The organism is Bradyrhizobium sp. JHI2711 (assembly GCF_056156565.1).
Window position 1 is genome coordinate 1720587 of sequence record NZ_JBPZPT010000001.1, and the last position, 22024, is coordinate 1742610.

A 22024-nucleotide genomic window follows, 5' to 3' on the forward strand; every position below is an offset into this window, starting at 1 on the left:
CTCAATCCACAAACGGTTCGACGATCGTGCGCTTGCCGAGCAGGAAGGCGTCGGCGACGAGACGGAGCGGCGTTAGATCGACGTCACTTGCGCCGGTTGCTGCGAGCGCGACGAAGCGTCGGTAGAGCCCGCGATATTCCTCATCGGGCCCTTCGGCAAGCACCTTGCCGTCGACGGCCATGCGCGCGCCACCGCTGGACAGCGTCAGCCGGCCCTGATCGGTTTCGACGAGGATATCCCAGCTCTGCGGCCCGGTCTGGCGGAAGTCGAACTCGGCGGTCACGGGCAGGCCGCTGATATCCGTCAGGTTCAGGTTCGCCGCGATCGGCGCCTGGCAATTGGCTGGAAAGGCCAGCTCGGCCGCGGTGACGAACACGGGCTTCGGCAGAATCCTGGTCAGGATCGACAGCGCATTGATGCCCGGATCGAACACGCCGAGGCCGCCGGGCTCCCAGATCCAGCCCTGCCCGGGATGCCAGACACGCACGTCTTCCTTCCAGCTGATGTGAACGGATTTGATGTGCCGATCAGTGAGCCATTGCCGGGCCGGCTCCACCGCCGGCGCATAGCGCGAATGCCAGGTCGCAAACAATGTCCGCTTCGCACCCGCCGCCATCGCGATCAACGGATCAAGCTCGGCAACGCCGGTGCCCGGCGGCTTCTCCAGCATGACGTGCTTGCCGGCGGCGAGCGCCGCCGCGGCCTGGGCCCGCCGCACCTGCGGCGGCGTGCAGAGCGAGACCGCGTCGATCGGCGGCCCCTTCTGAAGCAATTCCTCGATGGTCGCAAAATGCGGCACCCCCTGCAGCGAGGCGTTGCGGCTCGCCACGGCGGCAAGCGTTGCGCCCGGTGTGGCGGCGATCGCCGCCACATGCTGGTCCCGCGCGATCTTGCCGAAGCCGACGATGGCGATGCGAAGGTCTGTCACGCTTGTTCTCCAGTGTCGGCCGACGGTGGCGGCTCGGCCGGGGCGGTCTCGATCGCCGTACTGTCATGGCGGCGCATGCCGTTGTGAATGACATAGACCATGGCCTCGGATGCGGCATGGGCATCGCCCGCGACGATGGCATCGACGATCTTCTGATGCCAGAGCAGCACGGTATCGCGATCCTCCGGCTCGACCGGAGCGCTGAGCAGGAAAGAGGCGCGCAGCGCTGCTTCAATGACATGCCCAATCGAGCGCATGAACAGATTGCCCGAGGCACGCGCCACGGCAACATGAAGCGCGAGATCTGCATCTGCAAATCCGACCGAGTCGGACGCTTCATGCCGCATCCGATCCATGCTGCGGCGCAGCTCGCTGATGTCTTGCTCGGATCGCTGTGTTGCCGCCAGCATCGCCGCGCGCGGCTCCACGGCGAGACGGATCTCGGCGAGGTCGTCAAGGAAGCGCTTGTCGATGCCGGCATCGAGGTGCCAGGCCAGCACGTCTGCGTCGAACATGTTCCAGGCACCTCGCTCGCGCACGACGGTGCCGACCCGCGCCTTGGTGGTGAGCAGGCCCTTGGCGACCAGCGTCTTGACGCTCTCGCGCAGCACCGGCCGCGACACGCCGAACATTGCGATCATCTCGGCATCCCCCGGCAGGCGCGTGCCTTCCGCATAGCGGCCGGCGATGATGTCGACGCCGATCGAACGCGCCACCTCCGCATGGTTGGAATGGGCCCGCCGCGTCGGGATGACGACGATCCGCGAGGTCATGACGCCGCTCCCGCATGCTTCGCCGCCGGCCGGCGCGCAAGCGCGACCAGCCCCTGCAGCAGGGCGATGAAGGCGAATAGAAGCACGCCCGAGGTGCGGGGGATCAGCAAGAGTTTTGGCGCGGTGCAGGAGGTCGACTTCATGCTGAGACGGACGTTTCGGCCGCGCGCCAGCCGAATTCCGATCCAATCTGCGAGAAGCCGATCGTGAGCTGGGCGCTGGCCGGCGTCGCGAGCAACAAGGCGGCCATGGCGCTGGCCGCACAGAGAGCTTTAGGGGGCATCAGGCGCGTCTCCCAAGATGTTTTCTCCGGGGGCGCCGATTGGTAGCATGGCACCCACAGGCCGGCCTTCGCGCCAGCGGCGGGCACTATTTCACGGAAGTTGAGTTCCGACTAGTCATATTATTTGACTATTTGGAGCAAACGCAGGCGAGGTGGGGCGAGCTGAATTATGACACGTTCAGCGCGATTTTGCTCCCTTCATGCAACGGAGGGATGAAAAAATTAGGCGGCGCGATGGAGCCTCAGCTGTCAGCGGGGCGAAGGTGCGCCCCCGCTTGCGGGAGGCGAAGGGCAGCAGCGCTAGATCAGCTTCCGCTGCGCCAGGTTCTTCATCAGCGCGCCGATGCCGAAGGTCCAGGGTTCGCACTCGTCGCTGGTGCGCATGCGGTTGACGAGCTTGCCGAGCTGAGGCGCTGCGATAGTGACAATGTCGTCGCGCTTGTGGGTGAATCCCTGCCCCGGCGCATCGCGATCCTTCACGGGTGCGAACATGGTGCCGAGGAACAGCACGAAGCCGTCAGGATATTGATGCACCTTGCCGATGGTCTGCGCGACGAGATCGGTCGGATCGCGGCTGATCTTGCTGATCGAGGAATGGCCGTCGAGAACGAAGCCGTCCGTCCCCATGACGTTCAGGCTGATGTCCAGCCTGCGCGCGTCGTCGAGCGTGAAGGTGTCGTCGAACAGGCGCAGCAGCGGACCAATCGAACAGGACGCGTTGTTGTCCTTGGCCTTCGACAACAGCAGCGCCGAGCGGCCCTCGAAGTCGCGCAGGTTCACGTCGTTGCCGAGCGCGCCCCCGACGATCTTGCCGCGGCTCGACACGAACAGCACGAGCTCGGGCTCGGGATTGTTCCAGGTCGATTTCGGGTGCAGGCCGGCATCCATGCCGGTGCCGACCGACGACAAGGTGGGCGCCTTGGTGAAAACCTCGGCATCCGGACCGATGCCGACCTCAAGATATTGGCTCCAGGCATTCTGATCGATCAGCACTTGCTTCAGGTGCATCGCCTGATCCGAGCCCGGCTTGAGCTTTGACAGATCGTCGCCGATCAGGCGCGTCACTTCTTTCCGGATCGCTTCGGCCGAGGCCGGATTGCCCTTGGCGCGCTCTTCGATAACGCGTTCCAGCATCGAGATCGCGAACGTGACGCCGGCGGCCTTCAGCGTCTGGAGATCGACGGGCGCGAGCAGCCAGGGCTTTTGGGGATCGCGCCCGTCCGGCGGGGTGTTGGCGACGATCGCCTCGAGATCACCGATGCGCTCGCCCTTGGTGGCGGCAAGCGCCTTGGCGGGATCGTCCGTCTCGCAGAGCGCACTGATGGTCGGAAATTTTGCTGTGACGTCATACACACCGTCACCGCGCATGGCGGCGACGGCCGGACCGTTGACCTGCGGCAGCCAGACGCGGCCGACCAGCGTCCCCTTCGTGCCGTCCTCGGGGAGAAGGTCCTTTACAGTCAATGTCGTCATGGCCGCGTCCTCGCTGTTCTAAGGAATGGCCGCATTCGCAGCGGCCGTTCCCGTGAGCGAAGACCAATAAACGTCTGGCGCTGGAAGTCCAGAGCGGCGACGCGCCGTGCAACTATGCCCCTGCCCGCGCCTTTCGCGCTGCAATCTGGTGCAGTGCCCAGCGCGCATTCTTGCGGACATCAGGATCAGGATCGTCGGCGATCACGGCCAGGAACGCCTCGCCGTCGGGATGGCCGATCTCGCCGAGCGCGGCGGCGGCCTCTTTGCGCAAATTCGCCTGGTCGTGATTGACGCAATTGCCGATCGGCCGCACCGCGCGTTCGATCTTCATCTTGCCAAGGCTGCGGATCGCCTTCAGCCGCACCTGCCAGAACTCGTCCGCGAGGCAGCCGACGAGCTGATCAGCCGCGATTGCACCATTCACGTTGAGACCCAGCGTCTCCGCTGCCATCTCGCGGACCATCCAGTCGGCATCCTTCAGCGCGCGGGTGATGGTCTCCGCCGCCGGCTTCATCTGCGAAAAGGCCAATGCGCTCACGGCGGCGCGGCGCACATGGGCATCGGGATCGTTGATCAGCGCGGTTAGCGCCGGAATGGATTCTTCCAGCTTGAGAAAGCCGATCACGCCGATCGCCTGCACACGGACGGCGGCGTCAGGGTCCTGGAGCGCTTCCAGCGCGGGCTTGAGTGTATCCCTGCGGCGCAGTTCCTTCAGCGCGCGCAGAGCGCCCATGCGGACGAAAGCGTGGGTATGCCTGACCAGCGGCAGGATCGCGTCGGCGCAGGCGGGATCCTTGAATTCAGCCATGCTGTCGGCCGCAGCCGCCGCGACGATCCTCTCGGGATCGACGAGCAGCTTCACCAGCGCGCTTGCTGCCTCCGGTCCGTCGAACTCGCCGAGCGCCATCGCGACCTGCTGGCGCACACCGGCATCGGGATCGGTGACCATTTTGGCGAGATGTGCGACCGCGGCGGGATCGCCGGAATGACCGAGTGCAATGATGGCGACGCGGCGTTCGGCGGGATCGGCCGCCTGCAGCCGCTCGTCGGCGTCTTCGAGATCGTCATAGGATTCGAACGGGCTCGACATGATCACCTCAACAGATAGGGAATGTTGACGGTGACGGCGCCGGTCGGACAATCCGCTTCGCAGGGCATGCAATACCAGCACTCGTCATAGGCCATGTAGGCCTTGTTGGTCATGTCGCTGATGCGCAGCACGTCGAGCGGGCAGACATCGACGCAGACGGTGCAGCCCTTGTCGGCGATGCATTTGGCATCGTCGACCACCACCGGGACCGATGTCTGATAGGACGCGAGAGGCATGTGATGTCTCCTGTTGCTATGTTCTGGTGGATCAGGCCGAGGCGCGAATGCGCTGCTTGTCGTAGAGGTCCTTCTCGTCGTCCGCGATCGGCACGACATAGGGCTCGACTGCGCGCTTCTCGCTGGTCATCCTGCCGTCCTGCTTGGACAGCAGCGTGTGGCAGAACCAGTTCTCGTTGTCCTTCTCCGGGAAATCCGTCCGCCAGTGATAGAGACCCCAGCGGCTCTCTTCGCGGTAGAGCGAAGCGTGTGCGGCCATGTCGGCACAGTCCATGATCGACTGCACTTCGAGCGCGCGCAGCAATTCGTGCGCGTTGCGCGCGATCATGCGCTCCTGCATATCCTCACGCGCCTCGGCGAGCCGCCGCATGCCGAGCTCATATTTGCGCGTGACCTTCGGCGGCTGGAGATAGTCGTTGACCAGACGGCGGGTCTTGTACTCGATCTGGTTCGGCGGAATGCCGTCCTCGCGCTTGGTCGGCGCCATCACGCGCTCGCGTTCCATGGCGACGTCGGCCGCGTCGAATTCCGCGAAATCATGGTTGTCGGCGAACTCCATCGCGTCGATGCCTGCGACCGAGCCGTTGGTGAAGGCGCCGAGCATGTAATTGTGCGGGACGCTCGCCATGTCGCCGGCGGCATAGAGGCCGGGTACGGTGGTGCGGGCATTGTCGTCGACGAACACGCCTGACGCGCTGTGGCCGGAGCAGAAGCCGATCTCGGAGATATGCATCTCGATGGACTCACTGCGGTAGTCGACCCCGCGCCCCTGCTGGAACAGGCCGCGCGTCGGACGCTCGACCTTGTGCAGCGTGGATTCGATTTCGGAAATGGTGTCGGGGTGGAGATGCTTGAGCTGGAGGAACACCGGACCCTTGCCGGAGAGGAGCTCGTTGTAGAACTCCAGCATCATCTGGCCGGACCAGTAGTCGCATTCGATGAAGCGCGAGCCTTCGTTGTTTGCCGTATATGCGCCGAACGGGCCGGCGACATAGGCGCAGGCCGGGCCGTTATAGTCCTTGATCAGCGGGTTGATCTGGAAGCATTCGAGGTTCGCGAGCGCTGCGCCGGCGTGATAGGCCATGGCGTAACCGTCGCCGGAATTGGCGGCGTTCTCGTAGGTGCCGAACATGTAGCCGGACGTCGGCAGACCGAGGCGACCGGCGGCGCCCATGCAGAGGATCACGGCCTTGGCCTTGATCACCAGCATCTCGGCGGTACGCGTATTGACGCTGATGGCGCCGGCAATGCGGCCGTCGCCCGATTTGACCAGGCGCGTCGCCATGTAGCGGTTGGAAATGAGGATGCGGGCGCGGCGGAGCTGGCGATACAGCGCCTTCTTCACGGTCTCGCCGTTCGGCATGGGCAGAACGTAAGTGCCGATGTGGTGCACCTTCTTGACGGCATAGTCGCCGTTCTCGTTCTTCAGGAAGCGGATGCCGAAACTGTCGAGCTCCTCGATGATGCTGTAGCAGTTCTGCGCGTATTTATAGACCGCCTTCTGGTCGACGATGCCGTCATTGGCGATGGTGATTTCCTTGGTGTACTGCTCCGGCGTCGCGTAACCGGGGATGACGGCGTTGTTGAGCCCATCCATACCCATCGAGATCGCGCCGGAGCGCTTGACGTTCGCCTTCTCGAGCAGGACGACATTGGCCTTCGGGTTCTTCAGCTTCGCCTTCAGTGCCGCCATCGGGCCGGCTGTGCCGCCGCCGATCACCAGCACATCGCAGGAAACTTCCGAAAGTCCGTCGACGATCTGATCTAGTGCCATCGCTTGCTCCTGGTTCGCCGATCCCGGCGCCTTTGCGTCAGATTTGTTCAGGGGGCGTCGCCGCGATAGCAATTAGTTGTCGCTGGGACGCGATTTGTAGCTCAGCGCTCGACGAAGGCTTTTTCGATGACGAAATGGCCGGGCTGGCTATGGTTGCCCTCGACAAAGCCGCGCGCCGCGAACATCGCGTGGAGTTCCTCGAGCATCGCCGGGCTGCCGCACAGCATGATGCGGTCAGTTTCGATGTCGAGGCTCGCTTGTCTGATATCCTCGAAGAGCTGGTTCGAGGCGATCAGGTCGGTGATGCGGCCGCGATTCCGGAACGGCTCGCGGGTGACGGTCGGGTAGTAGACGAGCTTGTCGCGGATCAAGGGGCCGAAGAATTCGTGATTGCGCAGGTCCTCGACGAGGTGCTCGCCATAGGCGAGTTCCGAGACCTGGCGGCAGCCATGGGCGAGCACGATGGTCTCGTAATTCTCATAGACGTCGGGGTCCTTGATCAGGCTGGCGAAGGGCGCCAGGCCCGTTCCGGTTGAAAGCAGCAGCAGGCGTTTTCCCGGAATGAGGTTGCCGGTGATCAGCGTGCCCGTCGCCTTGCGACCGACCAGGATGATGTCGCCTTCCCTTATCTTCTGAAGGCGAGAGGTGAGCGGGCCGTCCTGCACCTTGATCGAGAAGAATTCGAGCGCCTCCTCGTGATTGGCGCTGGCCATGCTGTAGGCCCGCATCAACGGCTTGCCCCCGACCTCCAGACCAATCATTGCGAACTGGCCGTTCTGGAAGCGGAAGCCGGGATCGCGCGTCGCGGTGAAGCTGAACAGGGAATCGGTCCAGTGCCTGACCGACAGAACCGTTTCCTTCTGAAATGCACTCATCGTCTCTCCTTGGTCATCGATGACGCGCAAGGTTTCGGAGAGAGGAGAGTCCGGCAATTCTGAAGTGAAATTCCCGGTGGATTAGTTTCACATTTCGCGTGGGTTGCTCGAAGAACAGGCTCGCGATCCCGCCCGCACCGGCAATTAGTTGCTATTCGTGCGTTCCCGTCTCGACGTAGAATGAAGTCAGAGGTTCGTCATGATAATGACATTGGTGGCACCGACCGTAGCCGGCTACGAAGCCAGCGCCGATCTCGCTTCGCTCCTGGTCCGCACGGCGCAGGACGACGCGCTCAGCGTTTCTGCCGAAACACTCCGCCTCTCCTGCAAATGCGCCCATTGCACCCGCGCCCGCTTCGACGGCCGCTTCCCCAAAGCGTTTCCGGGGATTGCGATCACCGACATCGGCGATCTCGGCTATGGGCTGAACATCTCGTTTTCGGATGGGCACAACCGGGGGATATATCCGAAGTCGTATCTGCTGAACTTGGCGGGGCAGTGACCCGGTCTTCGGTGTCGTTTCCCCGCGCGAGGCGTCTGCCCCCATCTGGCACGGACATTGCTCCTCTTTAGAACGATTTGAAACGTTCGGGAGGCAGGCGATGTTGCAGGCAGCGAATGCGGTTCGCGGGGCTGTTCCCCCAGCAGTCAGGCCTGCCAGCAGTTCCTCGCTGCTGCTCACCGAGAACCAGCAATGGATCGGCGGTCCACCCCCGTTGATGGACAAGCTCTCACCGCGCGAGCGGGAGTTGGTGCTGAAGCAGGGCCGCCGCAAGGTGCTCAATCGCGGCCAAACGCTGTTCAGCCAGGGCGGCAAGCATGACGGCATCTGGCTGATCGAGAGCGGCCGCATCCGTGTCTTCTACACCTCGCCACTCGGACGCGAGATCACGCTGGCCTATTGGCATGTTGGCAATTTCGTCGGCGGTCCCGAAGTGTTCGAAGGCACCGTGCATCAATGGTCCGGCGTTGCCTCCAGTAATTGCAGCGTCGTGCACCTGCCCGGAAAGGAACTGCGGTCCCTTGCCGCAGAGATCCCGAACCTCGCGATTGGCCTGATCGAAGGCCTGACGTTCAAAGGCAAATGCTATTCGGCGCTGGCCCAGATGCTTGGGACGCGCTCGATCACGCAGCGTCTCGCCCATCTCTTGCTGCATCTCGTCGAGCTTTACGGCGTCGCGGATGCCGACGGCACCGTGATCGCTGCGGCCTTCACCCACGCCGACATCGCCCACATGGTCGGCGCCACCAGACAATGGGTCACGATCAGCCTGAAGCGGATGCAGGAGAAGGGAATCGTGCTGACCAAACGGTCGCAGATCGTGGTCTGCCGGACCGACATTCTGGAGGAGATGCGCGGCCAGGCGGCGGATTGAAGGGGGCCCGCGACCATGGCCGGTGCACAGGCAAGCGGCTTTATAGTGCAGGACTGCCCAAGGAGTATGCAATCAGCTTTTCCCGGCAACTAATCGACTGCGGCGGCCACTCCGGATTTGCCCTGCCTGCGCCCTCCCCCAATCATGGCACCCACAGCACATCCAACCGAATGAGGATGAGAATGGCCCGCCATCTTCCCACGCTCTCGATCGCGATGTCGGTGACGTCGCTGGCGCTGCTCGTCGCGCAGCCGGCTTCTGCGGAAACCGTCAAGCTCGGCATCGGAACGCAGGATACCACGACCAACACGGTCACCGCAGGCGTCGTCATCCGCCAATTGCAACTGCTTGAGAAGTACCTGCCGAAGGACGGCAAATACGCCAACATCAAGTTCGAGCTCGAATGGCAGAACTTCACCTCCGGTCCGCCCGTCACCAACGCGATGATGGCGAACAAGCTGCAGATCGGGATGATGGGCGACTATCCGCTCATCGTGAACGGATTCACCTTCGAGAGCAATCCGGAGAGCAAGAGCCGCCTCGTCGGCATCGCCGCCTACAGCCTGTCCGGCTCGGGCAACGGCCTCGTCGTCCACAAGGACTCACCCTATTACGACCTCGCCGATCTCAAGGGTAAGCTCGTCAGCGTGCCTTTCGGCTCCGCCGCGCACGGCATGGTGCTGAAAGCGATGCAGGATCGCGGCTATGCGTCCGATTTCTTCCAGCTCGTCAGCCAGAGCCCGGAGGTCGGCTCGACCAATCTGCAGGAGAAGAAGATCGACGGACATGCCGATTTCGTTCCCTTTGCGGAATTGCTGCCGTTCCGCGGCTTCGCGCGGAAGATCTTCGACGGCGTCGAGACGAACCTACCGACCTTCCACGGCATCGTGGTCCGCACCGACTTCGCCGAAAAATATCCCGAGGTCGTGGTCGCCTATTTCAAGGCGCTGATCGCCGCCAATCAGTGGCTGCGCGCGGATCCCAAGCTGGCCGCCGAGAAGATCCAGGAATGGACCGGCATCAACAAGGAGGTCGTCTACATCTTCTTAGGGCCCAGCGGCAATATGACGACCGATCCGACTATCAAGCCGGCGCTGATCGATGCGGCCACGACCGACGTCAAGGTGCTGCAGAATCTAGGCCGCATGAAGGAGTTCGATCCGAAAAAATGGGTCGACGACAAATACATCCGCAAGGCCTATGCTGAAATGAAGCTCGACTACGACGCCCAGCTCGCGAGCACCAACAACTATGAGATCTCGGGCGAGGACAGCTTCTGCAAGAAGCCCATTACCGATCCGCGCAAGGCGGGCGAAGTTTGGGTCGACGGTGCCGGCATCATGCCCTTCTCGTCCGCCAGCTGCACGCTCGGCGCCTATGCCGACTACAAGGCCAAGGGCAAGAAGATCAACGTCGCCTACGTCTTCGACACCACGCGCGGCATCAAGCTGTTCGCCGATCAGGCCTTCTTCGCGGTCGGCAATAGCGAGGTCGCCCCGTTCCTGCTGAAGAAGGACGCCGAAGCCTACGCTGCCAAGATCAGCGGCAAGGTGCTCGGCTTCGATGAAGCGATGAAGGCCGCCGTCGGCGGAGGCAAGACGTGAGCAGCCCCGCCCTCGTCAGACAGCCCGAGGACAGCATGCCGGCAACAGCACTTGCTGAGGCGGGCTCCGCGCCCGCCGCCATCATCCGGCCTTCGACGCCGCCCTCCTTCGCCACACTGGGGTTGCGCTGGTACCGGCTCAATCGGGCAGGTCTGCGCGCGGCGGCAATCGGCGTGATTTCGCTGCTCGCCTTTCTGCTGGTCTGGCATCTGCTCACGACCTATCGGGTCGTGTTCTTCGTGCGCTTCACCAACGTGCCCTCGCCGCTCGCGGTCTACGACAGCTTCATAAAGGCGATTCACGATCCTAAATTCCTGATGCACATCCTGCTCAGTTGCCGGCGCATCTTCATCGGATTCTCGCTCGCGGCGATCGTCGGCGTGCCGCTCGGCCTGATCATGGGGCGCTTCAAGCTGGTGCATGAGGTGATTTTCCCGGTCGCCGAAGTGCTGCGGCCGATCCCGGCAATCGCCTGGGTGCCGATGGCGATCATGCTGTGGCCGACCAACGAGCAGAGCATCGTCTACATCACCTTCCTCGGTTCGTTCTTCCCGATTCTCGTGAACACCCTGCACGGCATGTCGCTGGTCGACCCCGTGCTGGTACGCGCCGCACAATGTCTCGGCGCGCGCGAACGCTCGATCTTTCGGGAGGTCTATTTCCCAGCCTCGCTGCCGCACATCTTCACCGGCCTCACCGTCGGCATGGGCGTCGCCTGGGTGTCGCTGATCGCGGCCGAGATGATCTCCGGTCAGTACGGCATCGGTTACTTCACCTGGGAAGCTTATTCGCTGGTCCAATATGCCGACATCGCGCTCGGCATGATCGCGATCGGGGTGCTCGGCCTCGGATCGAGCCTGCTGATCCGGGGCGCGGGGCAATTGGTGATGCCGTGGAGATCGACATGAGCGAGGTGCTAGCGAACAGTTCAAAAGGCCACATCGAAGTCAAGAACTTCTCCCTCGCCTACGAGACCATCGAGGGCGCGGTGCAGGCTGTCACCGACACGCAGATCCATGTGCGGCCCGGCGAGTTCGTGTCGATCGTCGGCCCGTCCGGCTGCGGAAAGTCGACGCTGCTCAATGCCGTCGCAGGCTTCCTCAAGCCGACGACCGGTGTAGTTACCGTCGACGGCGAGCGGGTAAACGGTCCGAGCGCCGAACGCGGCATGGTGTTTCAGCAATATTCTCTTTTTCCGTGGAAGACCGTGCGCGAGAACGTCGAGTTCGGCCTGAAGATGCGCGGCATGCCGCGCTCGCAGCGCGAACGCGCCGCGCGCACGCTGTTGGGGCTTGCGGGACTCGAAGCGTTCGAAAAGCATTATCCGGAAAAGCTCTCCGGCGGCATGAAGCAGCGCGTCGGCATCGTCCGCGCGCTCGCGACGGGACCGAAAGTGCTGTTGCTGGACGAGCCCTTCGGCGCGCTCGACGCGCAGACGCGCGTCATCATGCAGCAGATCCTCACCAATATGTGGCAGCGGCTGAAGATCTCGGTGCTGTTTGTCACCCACGACATTGACGAAGCCATCTTCCTGTCCGACCGCGTCTATTGCATGACCGCGCGGCCGGGCTCGATCAAGGCGGAGATCCCGATCCCGCTGGAGCGGCCGCGGCAGCAATCGATGATGATGTCGTCGGAATTCTTGGCGCTCCGCCGCGGGCTGATGTCGCTGATCCGCGAAGAGAGCCTGAAGGCGATGGGCGGCGAGATCAACGACTTGGGCATGCAGGGGCTGAACATCGAGCTGCACGGCCACTCGCTCGCGGACGTGATTTAGCTTACCGCTCGCAGCAATGACGGTCTCGTAGGGTGGGCAAAGCGAAAGCGTGCCCACGGTTCTCCGTCTCTTAAGAACGGTCGGCACGGCGCTTGCGCCCCTTTGCCCACCCTACTGCAGCTTTGCCCTGATCACTTGAACCAGTGCACCAGCGCGATGCTGATCCCCAGCAGCAGCAGCAGCGACAGCGTCACGGCGGCCGTCACCCGGCCGCCGACATTGGCGAGCACCCGCACGTCGACGCCAAGGCCGAGGGCGGCCATCGAGACCACCGTGAGAAAGCTCGTGATCGTCGTCACGGGGCCAACCACCGTCGCCGGCACGATCTCCAGCGAGCGCAGGGTCGCAAGCGCAAGGAAGCCGAGGATGAACCAGGGGACCAGGCGGAAGAAGCCGACGCTGGTTTTCTTGGCATCGCTCTGCCAGCGCGAAGCGACCAGCGACAGGCCGACGACGACCGGGCCGAGCATCAGGACACGCATCAGCTTCACCAGCGTGCCGATCTGGGTTGAGACGAGACCTGCCGGCACCGTCGCGGCGAGCACCTGCGGCACTGCGTAAACGGTGAGCCCGGCGAGAATGCCGTACTGCGTTGCGGACAATTGGAGCAGCGGGATCAGCAGCGGCAGGCCCAGCACCATCATCACGCCAAGGATCGCCGTAAAGGAGATCGAGGATGCAATCTCGTCGTTGCTGGCGCCGATGATGGGCGCCACCGCGGCGATGGCGGAATTGCCGCAGATCGAGTTGCCGCAGGCGATCAGGATCGACAGCCGCGTCGACAGGCCGAGTAGCCGGCTGAGGCCGAAGGAGACGCAGAGCGCGACCACGACGACCGCGGCGATGGAGGCGAGCAGCGCAATGCCGGAAGCCGCGATCGCGGCAAAGCTGATGGAGGCCCCGAGCAGCATCACCGCGACTTCCAGCAGTTGCTTGGCGCTGAAGGCGATGCCGGCCTGCCACCGCGGGGCCGGCTTCCAGAAGCTGCGCACCGCCATGCCGAGCAGAATCGCCATGACCAGCGCCTCGACATAGGGGTGCTCGAACATGCCCAGTTCGGCCCGCTCGAGCAGGGCCGACACACCGGCCACGAGAACGCAGAGGAGGATGCCCGGAATCAGCGCCGCAATACGGCCCGCGGCGGTGACCGGCTTGGAATCGGCCGGGCTGGATGCTTGATTCTGCGACACAAATCTCTCCCGAAGGAGAAAGATTTATACGCACCACGACCCGATTGGGAAATATGTTTTCGACATATCAGGGCCGAGAGAAGTTCTGTCCTCGGACCGGAATAAACGGCCTCAGAAGATCAGGTTCTTGGCCAGCGAGGCGACGCGGCTGAAACCGTCATAGATGCCGGGCTCGAAGAAGGCTGCACGGGCCAGCACGATGCCCGCGACCAGCGACCAGAACAGGGTGGTGCCGGCCCGCAGCAGGAGCTTCGAGGCGCGCGACTTCGGCTGTGTGTCCGTTGCGGACACCAGTTGCTCGCCGAAGGGCTCAAATCCAGTGCGTTCCATGGCTGCCGATCCACCAATTTCTGGCGGAAATGTCGTCGTTTCGGCTGCAAACAGCAATGGAAGCGATTGGCGTTTTTGCGCTCGGAAGGGGAAACTCCTTCCTCCTGACAGGACCGCGGCAATAGTTTTCTTCTTTCCGCCTATTTGGACACCGCCGCTCCGGTCACAACGCCTTCACCGCGTCGGGATTCCCCGAGGGCTCGGGAGCACGGCGGCAGCGCCATCTTCCAGTCGGTTGATGGCGCCGCACCGACGATGGCCCATCTCGCTACGCCGCCAGTCCGCTCTCTACTGGCGCAAACTCCAGCCCCAGACTCTCCGCCACCGCCTTGTTCGTCACCCGGCCGCGATGCACGTTGAGCCCGTTGCGCAGATGCGGATTCTCCAAGATGGCCGCAAATCCCTTGTTGGCGAGCATCAGGCCGAACGGCAGCGTGGCGTTGTTCAGGGCTTGGCTCGAGGTCACCGGCACGGCTCCCGGCATGTTGGCGACGCAATAGTGAACGACGCCGTCGACCTCGTAGGTCGGCTCCGCGTGCGTGGTCGGGTGCGAGGTCTCGAAGCAGCCGCCCTGGTCGATCGCGACGTCGACCAGCACGGCTCCCGGCCGCATCGATTTCAGCATCGCACGGGTGACGAGCTTCGGCGCGCTGGCGCCAGGCACCAGCACTGCACCGATCACGACGTCGGCGGCGAACACCTCGTCCTCGACCGCCTCGATGGTGGAGAAACGGGTGCGTACGCGTCCAACAAACAGATCGTCTAGTTCGCGCAGGCGCGGGATCGAGCGGTCGATCACGGTGACTTCGGCACCTAAGCCGGCGGCCATGCGTGCCGCCTGCGTTCCGACCACGCCGCCGCCGAGCACGACGACGCGTGCCGGCTGCACGCCGGGCACGCCGCCGAGCAGCAGGCCGCGGCCGCCGCTGGAACGCTTGAGCGCGGCGCCGGCGGCCTCGATGGCGAGGCGGCCGGCGACTTCGCTCATCGGGGCGAGCAGCGGGAGGTGACCGCTCGCGTCCGTGACGGTTTCATAGGCGATTGCGGTGCAGCCGGAAGCAAGCAGGCCCTTGGCCTGGTCGGGATCCGGCGCAAGATGAAGGTAAGTAAAAAGGATCTGGCCTTCGCGAAGCTGAGCCCATTCGCTCTTCTGCGGCTCCTTCACCTTCACGATCATGTCGGACTTTGCAAAGATCTCGCGAGCGGTCTCGGCAATGGACGCCCCTGCCCGCCGGTACACCTCGTCGGACGCACCGATGCCGCTGCCGGCGCCGCTCTCGACCGTCACCTGGTGCCCGGCGGCAACGTATTCGCGGACCGCACCTGGGGTGAGCCCGACCCGATATTCCTGCACCTTGATCTCCTTCGGGACTCCGACGCGCATCTTGATCTCCCTCGCCAATGCTTTGATTCCATTGTTGATCGTAGCGAGAGGGTCGGTTTGGTTTCGTGCAAATATCCGCTACCTTGGCAGCGCCCGCGCCGGTTTCCGGCGCGAAATGGTCCTTTGACGCTGGAAACGAAACCTTGGCCCTCGACCGGAAAGACCTCGCCATCCTCGCGGAACTCACGACCAATGCGCGAGCCAGCCACACCGAGCTTGCCAACAAGATCGGCTTGTCGAGCACGGCGCTGGCGCGGCGGCAGAAGGCGCTGGAGGATGACGGCTACATCCAGGCCTACCAGGCCGCGCTCGACCTGGCCCAGTTCGGCCTCACCACCACGGTGCTGGTTCGCATCGCGCTGGAGAGCCAGAGCGACGAGGCACTGAAGGCGTTCGAGGCAGAGGTGACGAAATGTCCCTCTGTCGTGCGCTGCTTCCTGATGTCGGGGACGGACGACTACATCCTGATCGTACTCGCCCGCGACATCCAGGATTTCGAGCGCATCCATCGCACCGAGCTGTCCCGCCTGCCCCGCGTCGCGCGGGTGCAATCGAGCTTCGCGCTGCGCGAGATCGTCAACCGCGCGGTGCCGACCGTGGTGTTCGGCGAGACCAAGCGCTGATCTCGTAAATCCAATCAGGAGAACCGGTCGGGAACCAAGCAACCCGTCATCCGTTGGGCGCTATCGGCCAGCGGCGGCAACGCAGTCTCGCGTCATTTGCACAATTTGCCCGGCTCGGCCTTTCCGCAGGGAAATACACCATGGCCGACCTCACGATCCCCGAACGCATTCCGATCAACCTCGTCGTCAATGGCGAACGCCGCGCGCTCGAGGTCGCGCCATGGACCACGCTTCTGGATGCGCTGCGTGACCGTCTGGAGCTGACCGGCACCAAAAAAGGCTGCGATCACGGCCAATGCGGCGCCTGTACCGTGCTGATCGACGGAAGACGGGTCAATTCCTGCCTGACTCTGGCCGTCATGAGGGATGGCGCCGAGATCACGACCATCGAAGGCTTGGCCAGGGACGGCGCGCTGCATCCCCTGCAACAGGCCTTCATCGACCACGATGCCTTTCAGTGCGGTTATTGCACGCCGGGACAGATTTGCTCTGCCGCGGGCCTGTTAACCGAAGGCCGTGCGCGCGTTGCGGATGAGATCCGGGAGCTGATGAGCGGAAACCTCTGTCGCTGCGGTGCCTACCCCAACATCGTGGCTGCGATCGAGCAGGCAATGAGCCGGTCATGAACAACTTCCAATATTCCCGCGCGGGCGACCTTGCCGACGCCATCCGCCTGCTCGCCGCCGATCCCGGTGCGAAGTTGATCGCCGGCGGCACCAACCTGATCGATCTGATGAAGGAGAACGTCGAACGGCCCTCCCGGCTGATCGACATCTCCCGCCTGCCGCTCCGCGACATCGAGGAGACGGCGGACGGCGGTCTGCGCATCGGCGCCTTGGTGCCGAATTCGGACCTCGCCTACCACCCGTTGATCGAGCAGCGCTATCCCCTCCTTGCCAGCGCCATCCTGGCCGGCGCCTCCGCGCAACTGCGCAACATGGCCTCGGTCGGCGGCAATCTGATGCAACGTACGCGCTGCCCCTACTTCTATGACACCACGACACCCTGCAACAAGCGAAGCCCCGGCACGGGCTGCTCGGCCCTCGATGGTCTCAACCGCAACCATGCCATCCTCGGCACCAGCAACTCCTGCATCGCGACCAATCCATCCGACATGAGCGTGGCGCTGGCCGCGCTCGGCGCGCTCGTGCATATCGCACGCCCCTCTGGTCAGCGCACCATCGCGCTGACGGATTTCCATCGGCTTCCCGAGGACAAGCCTCACCTCGATACCAATCTTGGCAGCGGCGAGATCATTATCGCCATCGAGCTGCCGCCGCACGCCTTTGCCCGGAACTACAGCTATCTGAAGATCCGCGACCGGCTGTCCTACGCCTTTGCTCTGGTCTCGGTCGCGGCCGCGCTCGACCTGGAGGGCAACGCGATCGGCGAAGCGCGCCTTGCTCTCGGTGGCGTGGCCCACAAGCCCTGGCGAAGCCTCGAGGCCGAAGCCGCATTGCGCGGTCAGGCGGCAACACCGGATCATTTCGGGCGCGCCGCCGACCTGCTGCTGCAGGGAGCGACGGCACGCTCCCACAACGGGTTCAAGATCGACCTGGCGCGCCGAGCCGTCGTGCGTGCGCTGATGCAGGCCGCAAGCGCCACGCCGCAATCACAAGCTCACAAAAAGATCGCATGAGGGCTCGATGAACGCCTATGTCGGAACATCAACGTCGCGCGTCGACGGCCGCGCCAAGGTCACCGGGGCCGCCAAATATGCCGGCGAGTTCGCAGCAGACGGTCTTCTTCACGGCTTCGTCATCGAGGCCAGTATCGCGCGTGGACGCATCGCTCGTCTCGACACCAGCGAGGCGCTGAAGGTGAAGGGCGTGGTCGACGTGCTCACGCATGAACATCGGCCGCCCCTCGCCGACAAGGACGAAGCCTGGAAGGATGAGGTGGCGCCGGAAAAGGGCTCGCCCTTCCGTCCGCTCTATGATGACAAGATCAAGTTCAACGGCCAGCCGATCGCACTGGTCGTCGCGGAGGACCGGGAGACCGCCAAGTTCGCCGCAACCCGCGTTCGCGTCGAATATGAGCAGGAGGCGTTTTCGACCGATCTTGAATCCGAACGCGGCAAGGCCGAAAAAGTGGATCAACCGCACAAGCCGCGTGGTGATGCCGCAGCAGCCCTGACGCGCGCGGCCGTGCGCCACGAGGCGGATTACGTCATTCCGACCGAGCACCACAACCCCATGGAGCTCTTCGCGACGACAGCCGTCTGGAACGGCAGTGGTGGGCTCACGATCTACGACAAGACGCAGGGCGTCCAGAACGTACAGAAGTTTCTCTGCAGTGTTTTCGGCAAGGAACCGGACGACATCCGCGTGATCTCGCCTTATGTCGGCGGCGCCTTCGGCTCGGGCCTGCGGCCGCAGCACCAGGTGGTGCTGGCAACCCTTGCCGCGCTCGCACTGAAGCGGTCCGTCCGCGTCGTGCTGACGAGGCAACAGATGTATGGCCTGGGCTATCGTCCCATGACCATCGAGCGCGTTGCGCTCGGTGCAAAGCCGGACGGCACCCTCGATGCGATCACCCACGAAGCCATCGCCGTGACCTCACGCTATGAGGATTTTTCGCGCAACGATACGGGCTGGGCCGAGCAGCTTTACAAGAGTCCTAACAGCAACTTTTCCCATAAGCTGGTCGACCTCGACGTTTCGACGCCCTCCGACATGCGCGCGCCGGGTGCGGCAACGGGCGTGTGCGCACTCGAATGCGCCATGGACGAATTGGCCGTCGCGCTGAAGCTCGATCCGGTCGAGCTGCGCCTGAGGTGCTACTCGGATCGCGACCAGAGCCAAGGCCTGCCTTACACCAGCAAGCAGCTGCGCGAGTGCTACGCCCGCGGCGCCGAAGCGTTCGGCTGGAGCCGGCGTAATCCGGCGCCGCGTTCCATGCGAGACGGCAAGGAACTGGTCGGCTCGGGCATGGCGACTGGGGTGTGGGAGGCGCTGCAGATGCCGGTCGCCGTCCGCATCGTGCTGACGGCCAACGGCCATGCCGAGGTCTCCTGCGCCGCGTCCGATATCGGCACCGGCACGTACACCATCGTGGCGCAGGTCGCGGCCGATGCCCTCGGGCTCCCGATCGAGAATATCAGCGTACGGCTCGCCGATTCGACCTTGCCGCAAGCCCCCGTCGAGGGCGGCTCCTGGATGGCCGCATCGAGCGCGCATGCGGTCTTGGGAGCGGCCGAAGAGATTCGCTGGGAGCTCGCATGTCTCGCCAAGGCCATGCCGGGCTCACCGCTCGCTGACCTCGACGCCGCCAACGTCACCCTGACTGACGGCATGATCGCCAGCAGCGACGGCCGCGGGGCCGCTGTCTCGATTGCGGATGTCATGCGCCACAGCAAGCTCGAGCGGATCGAAAAGGAGAAGCTCAACCAATTCGCGGAAGATAAATCGCATGCCCGCAACACACATTCAGCGGTCTTCGCGGAGGTGAAGATCGACGAGGAGTTGGGGATTATTCGCGTCACCCGGGTCGTGAATGCGGTCGCGGCCGGGCGCATCCTGAACACCAAGACCGGCCGCAGCCAGATCATGGGCGGGGTAGTCTGGGGAATCGGAATGGCGCTGCACGAGGAGACGGTGATGGATCACCGCTTCGGCCGCATCATGAACGCGAACATTGCCGAATACCACATTCCCGTGAACGCCGACGTCCATGACATTGACGTCATTTTCGTCGACGAGCCCGACGACCGCATCAACCGGTTGGGCATCAAGGGGCTAGGCGAAATCGGCATCGTCGGCGTGCCGGCCGCAATTGCGAACGCCGTCTATCACGCCACCGGCAAGCGCATCCGGCGCTTCCCGATCACGCTGGACAAGCTGCTGGAGTGAAGCGTCAGGCTAACCTTGCCGCAGCACTCGGGCATGTCATCCAGATGTCATCGAATGTGCAGAGAGCTGTATCTTCCTGCACATTCGGGACCTGCCATGGACTATTTCAAGCGCTTCAACTTCCTGTTCGCCGCCCCAGTGTTCGACGCCGACGATCTCGAAGGCGTACGCTTCAACCAGATCATCGAGGAGATCCAACGCTCTGGCTTCGAGGTGGTCCGGGCCCGCAAGCTGGAGGATGCCGAGATGGCGGTGCAGACCGACGCCGCGATCGGCTGCATGGTGGTGGACTGGGGCAAGAAGGGCCTGGAGGGCAAGACCTCCGCGCTGATCAATCTGATGCGCCGCCGAGGCCTCGACTTCCCGATCATCCTGCTGATCCGTCGCAAGCGGTTCGAGGACCTGCCGGTCGAGGTACTCGATTTCATCGATGGCTATGTCTTCCTCTCCGAGGAGACGCCAACCTTCATCGCCAAGAACTTGATCAGCCGTCTGAAGCAATATGCCGAGACGCTGAAGACACCGTTCTTCGGCGCGCTGGTCGACTATGCCGAGGAAGGTAACCAGCTTTGGACCTGCCCTGGCCACAATGGCGGCGTGTTCTACAATCGCAGCCCGATCGGGCGCGTGTTCGTCGAGCATCTCGGCGAGTCCGTGTTCCGCGACGACCTCGACAATTCCGTGCTCGACCTCGGCGACCTCCTCACCCATGAGGGTCCGGCGCTGAAGGCGCAGAAGGAAGCGGCGGCGATCTTCGGCGCGGAAAAGACCTATTTTGTGCTCAACGGAACCTCGACCTCGAACAAGGTCGCGCTGGGCGCCCTCGTCACCGACGGCGATCTCGTGCTGTTCGACCGCAACAACCACAAGGCCGCCCATCACGGCGCGCTGATGATCAATGGCGGCATCCCGGTCTATGTGCCGACCGTTCGCAACGCCTGGGGACTGATCGGCCCGATGCGCTGGGACCGGCTCGAAGAGAAGAGCTTGCGCGAGGCGATCCGCAACCATCCCCTGGTGAACGATCGCGACGCCTGGCGCAAGGAGCGGCCGTTCCGTGTCGCCGTGGTCGAGCAGTGCACATATGACGGCTCGATCCACAGCGCCGAGATGATCATCAAGCGTATCGGCCATCTCTGCGACTACATCCTGTTCGACGAGGCTTGGGCCGGCTTCATGAAATTCCACCCCCTTTATGCCGGCCGCTTCGCCATGGGGCTGGTAAATCTCTCGCCCGACGCCCCCGGCATCATCGCGACGCAGTCGACCCACAAGCAGCTGGCAAGCTTCTCGCAGGCCTCGCAGATCCACATCAAGGACCGCCATATCCGCGGCCAGAAGCGTCGCGTCGAGCACCGCCGCTTCAACGAGAGCTTCATGCAGCACGCCTCGACCTCGCCGTTCTACCCGCTGTTCGCCTCGCTCGACGTCGGCGCACAGATGATGAAGGGCCGCTCCGGCGAAGTGCTGTGGGACGACACGATCCGGCTCGGCATCGAGCTGCGCAAGAAGATCCGCGCGATGCGCCAGGAGTTCGAGGAGAAGGAGCAGAACCCGGATCGCCGCTGGTTCTTCGAGCCCTTCGTTCCCGATCGCGTCGCCATTGCCGATGTCAGCCGTCCCGGCGCGGCGCATAACGTCGCCTGGGAGACTCTCTCGACCGACGAGCTCGCCACCAACCCCGCGCTGTGGCAGCTCTCCCCGGATACCAACTGGCACGGCTTTCCCGATCTCGCGGAAGGCTTTGCCATGACCGATCCGAACAAGCTGACGCTGCTCACGCCCGGGTTCGATCGTGCGACGGGAGCTTATGCCGAGCACGGCATTCCCGCGCCGGTCGTCGCGCAATATCTGCGCGAGAACCGCATCGTCCCCGAGAAGAACGACCTCAACTCCCTGCTCTTCCTGCTCACGCCCGGCGTCGAGGCGAGCAAGGCGGGCACGCTGATCTCCGGCCTCGTCGCGTTCAAGCGACTGCACGACGACAATGCGCTGCTCGCCGACGTCATCCCCGAATTCTATCAGAGGCGGCAGGCGCGCTACGCCGGTGCACGGCTGCGTGACCTCTGCGGCGAGATGCACCGTTTCTTCCGCACCGCCGATGTCAGCGCGCTCCAGGCGCGGCAGTTCATGCCCGAGCATATGCCCGAGATCGCGATGTCGCCCCGCGATGCCGCGCGCTATCTGTTCAAGAACGACGTCGACTACCTCCCGATCGAGGCGATCGCCGGCCGAATCGCGACCACGCCGTTCGTGGTCTACCCGCCCGGCATCGCCACCATCGTGCCCGGCGAGCGGCTGACGGAACGAGCCAAGCCCATGATCGATTATCTCAAGATGTTCGAGACCTGCTTCAACACATTTCCGGGCTTCGACGTCGAGATCCAGGGCGTCTACAAGGAGGTCGATGCGAATGGGCGCATCGGGCTCTACACTTATGTCGTGACCGAGTAGGTG

At 63.7% G+C, this 22024-nt stretch carries 21 protein-coding genes and 1 pseudogene; 10 read left to right on the forward strand and 12 right to left on the reverse strand.

What is annotated here, in order from left to right; all coding sequences use genetic code 11:
• Position 1 precedes the first annotated feature (1 nt).
• The 9 genes and pseudogenes from ACTEK7_RS08180 to ACTEK7_RS08220 all read right to left on the reverse strand — a co-directional run bounded on the left by ACTEK7_RS08180 (position 2) and on the right by ACTEK7_RS08220 (position 7432).
• Complete coding sequence (locus tag ACTEK7_RS08180; protein WP_036005556.1) at positions 2–928, reverse strand: Gfo/Idh/MocA family protein; 927 nt, start codon at positions 926–928, stop codon at positions 2–4.
• The gene (locus ACTEK7_RS08185; RefSeq protein ID WP_036005559.1) at positions 925–1701 is read right to left on the reverse strand and encodes a FadR/GntR family transcriptional regulator; all 777 of its coding nucleotides are present in this window, start codon (positions 1699–1701) and stop codon (positions 925–927) included. Before ACTEK7_RS08185 ends, ACTEK7_RS08180 begins: the two co-directional genes overlap by 4 nt.
• The gene (locus tag ACTEK7_RS08190) at positions 1698–1844 is read right to left on the reverse strand and encodes a hypothetical protein (protein ID WP_157784002.1); all 147 of its coding nucleotides are present in this window, start codon (positions 1842–1844) and stop codon (positions 1698–1700) included. The genes ACTEK7_RS08185 and ACTEK7_RS08190 overlap by 4 nt, the downstream gene beginning before the upstream one ends.
• Before the next feature lie 2 nt (positions 1845–1846).
• Positions 1847–1984: pseudogene (locus ACTEK7_RS08195) on the reverse strand (sugar ABC transporter substrate-binding protein); the annotation flags it as partial.
• A gap of 300 nt (positions 1985–2284) precedes the next feature.
• Positions 2285–3457 (reverse strand): fumarylacetoacetate hydrolase family protein, encoded by a 1173-nt coding sequence (locus ACTEK7_RS08200; protein ID WP_225145953.1) that lies wholly within the window; start codon positions 3455–3457, stop codon positions 2285–2287.
• A 112-nt stretch (positions 3458–3569) separates the two neighbouring features.
• Positions 3570–4547 (reverse strand): HEAT repeat domain-containing protein, encoded by a 978-nt coding sequence (locus ACTEK7_RS08205; RefSeq protein ID WP_036023369.1) that lies wholly within the window; start codon positions 4545–4547, stop codon positions 3570–3572.
• A 2-nt stretch (positions 4548–4549) separates the two neighbouring features.
• Entirely contained in the window at positions 4550–4783 is a 234-nt protein-coding gene (locus ACTEK7_RS08210) for a 4Fe-4S dicluster domain-containing protein (protein WP_007593252.1), read from the reverse strand.
• A gap of 31 nt (positions 4784–4814) precedes the next feature.
• On the reverse strand, positions 4815–6557 hold the full coding sequence (locus ACTEK7_RS08215) for a fumarate reductase/succinate dehydrogenase flavoprotein subunit (RefSeq protein ID WP_036023365.1): 1743 nt from the start codon (positions 6555–6557) through the stop codon (positions 4815–4817).
• Positions 6558–6658: 101 nt separating this feature from the next.
• On the reverse strand, positions 6659–7432 hold the full coding sequence (locus ACTEK7_RS08220; protein ID WP_225145954.1) for a ferredoxin--NADP reductase: 774 nt from the start codon (positions 7430–7432) through the stop codon (positions 6659–6661).
• 205 nt (positions 7433–7637) lie between these two features.
• On the opposite strand from ACTEK7_RS08220, the gene ACTEK7_RS08225 reads away from it, so the two are divergent.
• The 5 genes from ACTEK7_RS08225 to ACTEK7_RS08245 all read left to right on the forward strand — a co-directional run bounded on the left by ACTEK7_RS08225 (position 7638) and on the right by ACTEK7_RS08245 (position 12189).
• Complete coding sequence (locus tag ACTEK7_RS08225) at positions 7638–7934, forward strand: gamma-butyrobetaine hydroxylase-like domain-containing protein (RefSeq protein WP_036035079.1); 297 nt, start codon at positions 7638–7640, stop codon at positions 7932–7934.
• A 100-nt stretch (positions 7935–8034) separates the two neighbouring features.
• Positions 8035–8808: a Crp/Fnr family transcriptional regulator gene (locus ACTEK7_RS08230; RefSeq protein WP_057030048.1), complete on the forward strand. Its 774-nt coding sequence runs from the start codon at positions 8035–8037 to the stop codon at positions 8806–8808.
• Positions 8809–8990: 182 nt separating this feature from the next.
• Positions 8991–10412, forward strand: a complete 1422-nt coding sequence (locus ACTEK7_RS08235) for an ABC transporter substrate-binding protein (RefSeq protein WP_225145955.1) — start codon at positions 8991–8993, stop codon at positions 10410–10412.
• Positions 10409–11320, forward strand: coding sequence for an ABC transporter permease (locus tag ACTEK7_RS08240; RefSeq protein WP_036005583.1), 912 nt, complete (start codon positions 10409–10411; stop codon positions 11318–11320). Before ACTEK7_RS08235 ends, ACTEK7_RS08240 begins: the two co-directional genes overlap by 4 nt.
• Positions 11317–12189, forward strand: a complete 873-nt coding sequence (locus ACTEK7_RS08245) for an ABC transporter ATP-binding protein (RefSeq protein WP_225145956.1) — start codon at positions 11317–11319, stop codon at positions 12187–12189. The genes ACTEK7_RS08240 and ACTEK7_RS08245 overlap by 4 nt, the downstream gene beginning before the upstream one ends.
• A 131-nt stretch (positions 12190–12320) precedes the next feature.
• Here ACTEK7_RS08245 and ACTEK7_RS08250 read toward each other — a convergent pair whose 3' ends face one another.
• From ACTEK7_RS08250 to ald, 3 genes are all read right to left on the reverse strand, one after another.
• The gene (locus tag ACTEK7_RS08250; RefSeq protein WP_036005585.1) at positions 12321–13379 is read right to left on the reverse strand and encodes a YeiH family protein; all 1059 of its coding nucleotides are present in this window, start codon (positions 13377–13379) and stop codon (positions 12321–12323) included.
• A gap of 111 nt (positions 13380–13490) precedes the next feature.
• A complete protein-coding gene (locus ACTEK7_RS08255) occupies positions 13491–13709 on the reverse strand; it encodes a hypothetical protein (protein ID WP_027546306.1) in 219 nt (72 codons plus the stop codon).
• A 268-nt stretch (positions 13710–13977) separates the two neighbouring features.
• Positions 13978–15093, reverse strand: coding sequence for an alanine dehydrogenase (gene ald, locus ACTEK7_RS08260; RefSeq protein WP_036005590.1), 1116 nt, complete (start codon positions 15091–15093; stop codon positions 13978–13980).
• A 143-nt stretch (positions 15094–15236) separates the two neighbouring features.
• Between ald and ACTEK7_RS08265 the strand changes: the two genes are divergently transcribed.
• The 5 genes from ACTEK7_RS08265 to ACTEK7_RS08285 all read left to right on the forward strand — a co-directional run bounded on the left by ACTEK7_RS08265 (position 15237) and on the right by ACTEK7_RS08285 (position 22021).
• Complete coding sequence (locus ACTEK7_RS08265) at positions 15237–15716, forward strand: Lrp/AsnC family transcriptional regulator (RefSeq protein ID WP_025035213.1); 480 nt, start codon at positions 15237–15239, stop codon at positions 15714–15716.
• 140 nt (positions 15717–15856) lie between these two features.
• Entirely contained in the window at positions 15857–16342 is a 486-nt protein-coding gene (locus tag ACTEK7_RS08270) for a (2Fe-2S)-binding protein (RefSeq protein ID WP_225145957.1), read from the forward strand.
• Positions 16339–17355, forward strand: a complete 1017-nt coding sequence (locus ACTEK7_RS08275) for an FAD binding domain-containing protein (protein WP_225145958.1) — start codon at positions 16339–16341, stop codon at positions 17353–17355. The genes ACTEK7_RS08270 and ACTEK7_RS08275 overlap by 4 nt, the downstream gene beginning before the upstream one ends.
• 7 nt (positions 17356–17362) lie before the next feature.
• Positions 17363–19567, forward strand: coding sequence for a xanthine dehydrogenase family protein molybdopterin-binding subunit (locus tag ACTEK7_RS08280; protein WP_225145959.1), 2205 nt, complete (start codon positions 17363–17365; stop codon positions 19565–19567).
• 96 nt (positions 19568–19663) lie between these two features.
• Positions 19664–22021: an Orn/Lys/Arg family decarboxylase gene (locus ACTEK7_RS08285; protein ID WP_225145960.1), complete on the forward strand. Its 2358-nt coding sequence runs from the start codon at positions 19664–19666 to the stop codon at positions 22019–22021.
• Positions 22022–22024 lie beyond the last annotated feature (3 nt).

Bases quoted from the DNA above. Each gene is read 5' to 3' on its own strand.
- ACTEK7_RS08270 (WP_225145957.1), top strand. From the start codon at position 15,857: ATGGCCGACCTCACGATCCCCGAACGCATTCCGATCAACCTCGTCGTC.
- ACTEK7_RS08185 (WP_036005559.1), bottom strand. From the start codon at position 1,701: ATGACCTCGCGGATCGTCGTCATCCCGACGCGGCGGGCCCATTCCAAC.
- ACTEK7_RS08200 (WP_225145953.1), bottom strand. From the start codon at position 3,457: ATGACGACATTGACTGTAAAGGACCTTCTCCCCGAGGACGGCACGAAG.
- ald (WP_036005590.1), bottom strand. From the start codon at position 15,093: ATGCGCGTCGGAGTCCCGAAGGAGATCAAGGTGCAGGAATATCGGGTC.
- ACTEK7_RS08210 (WP_007593252.1), bottom strand. From the start codon at position 4,783: ATGCCTCTCGCGTCCTATCAGACATCGGTCCCGGTGGTGGTCGACGAT.
- ACTEK7_RS08205 (WP_036023369.1), bottom strand. From the start codon at position 4,547: ATGTCGAGCCCGTTCGAATCCTATGACGATCTCGAAGACGCCGACGAG.
- ACTEK7_RS08215 (WP_036023365.1), bottom strand. From the start codon at position 6,557: ATGGCACTAGATCAGATCGTCGACGGACTTTCGGAAGTTTCCTGCGAT.
- ACTEK7_RS08275 (WP_225145958.1), top strand. From the start codon at position 16,339: ATGAACAACTTCCAATATTCCCGCGCGGGCGACCTTGCCGACGCCATC.
- ACTEK7_RS08235 (WP_225145955.1), top strand. From the start codon at position 8,991: ATGGCCCGCCATCTTCCCACGCTCTCGATCGCGATGTCGGTGACGTCG.
- ACTEK7_RS08285 (WP_225145960.1), top strand. From the start codon at position 19,664: ATGGACTATTTCAAGCGCTTCAACTTCCTGTTCGCCGCCCCAGTGTTC.
- ACTEK7_RS08280 (WP_225145959.1), top strand. From the start codon at position 17,363: ATGAACGCCTATGTCGGAACATCAACGTCGCGCGTCGACGGCCGCGCC.
- ACTEK7_RS08255 (WP_027546306.1), bottom strand. From the start codon at position 13,709: ATGGAACGCACTGGATTTGAGCCCTTCGGCGAGCAACTGGTGTCCGCA.
- ACTEK7_RS08220 (WP_225145954.1), bottom strand. From the start codon at position 7,432: ATGAGTGCATTTCAGAAGGAAACGGTTCTGTCGGTCAGGCACTGGACC.
- ACTEK7_RS08230 (WP_057030048.1), top strand. From the start codon at position 8,035: ATGTTGCAGGCAGCGAATGCGGTTCGCGGGGCTGTTCCCCCAGCAGTC.
- ACTEK7_RS08245 (WP_225145956.1), top strand. From the start codon at position 11,317: ATGAGCGAGGTGCTAGCGAACAGTTCAAAAGGCCACATCGAAGTCAAG.
- ACTEK7_RS08190 (WP_157784002.1), bottom strand. From the start codon at position 1,844: ATGAAGTCGACCTCCTGCACCGCGCCAAAACTCTTGCTGATCCCCCGC.
- ACTEK7_RS08225 (WP_036035079.1), top strand. From the start codon at position 7,638: ATGACATTGGTGGCACCGACCGTAGCCGGCTACGAAGCCAGCGCCGAT.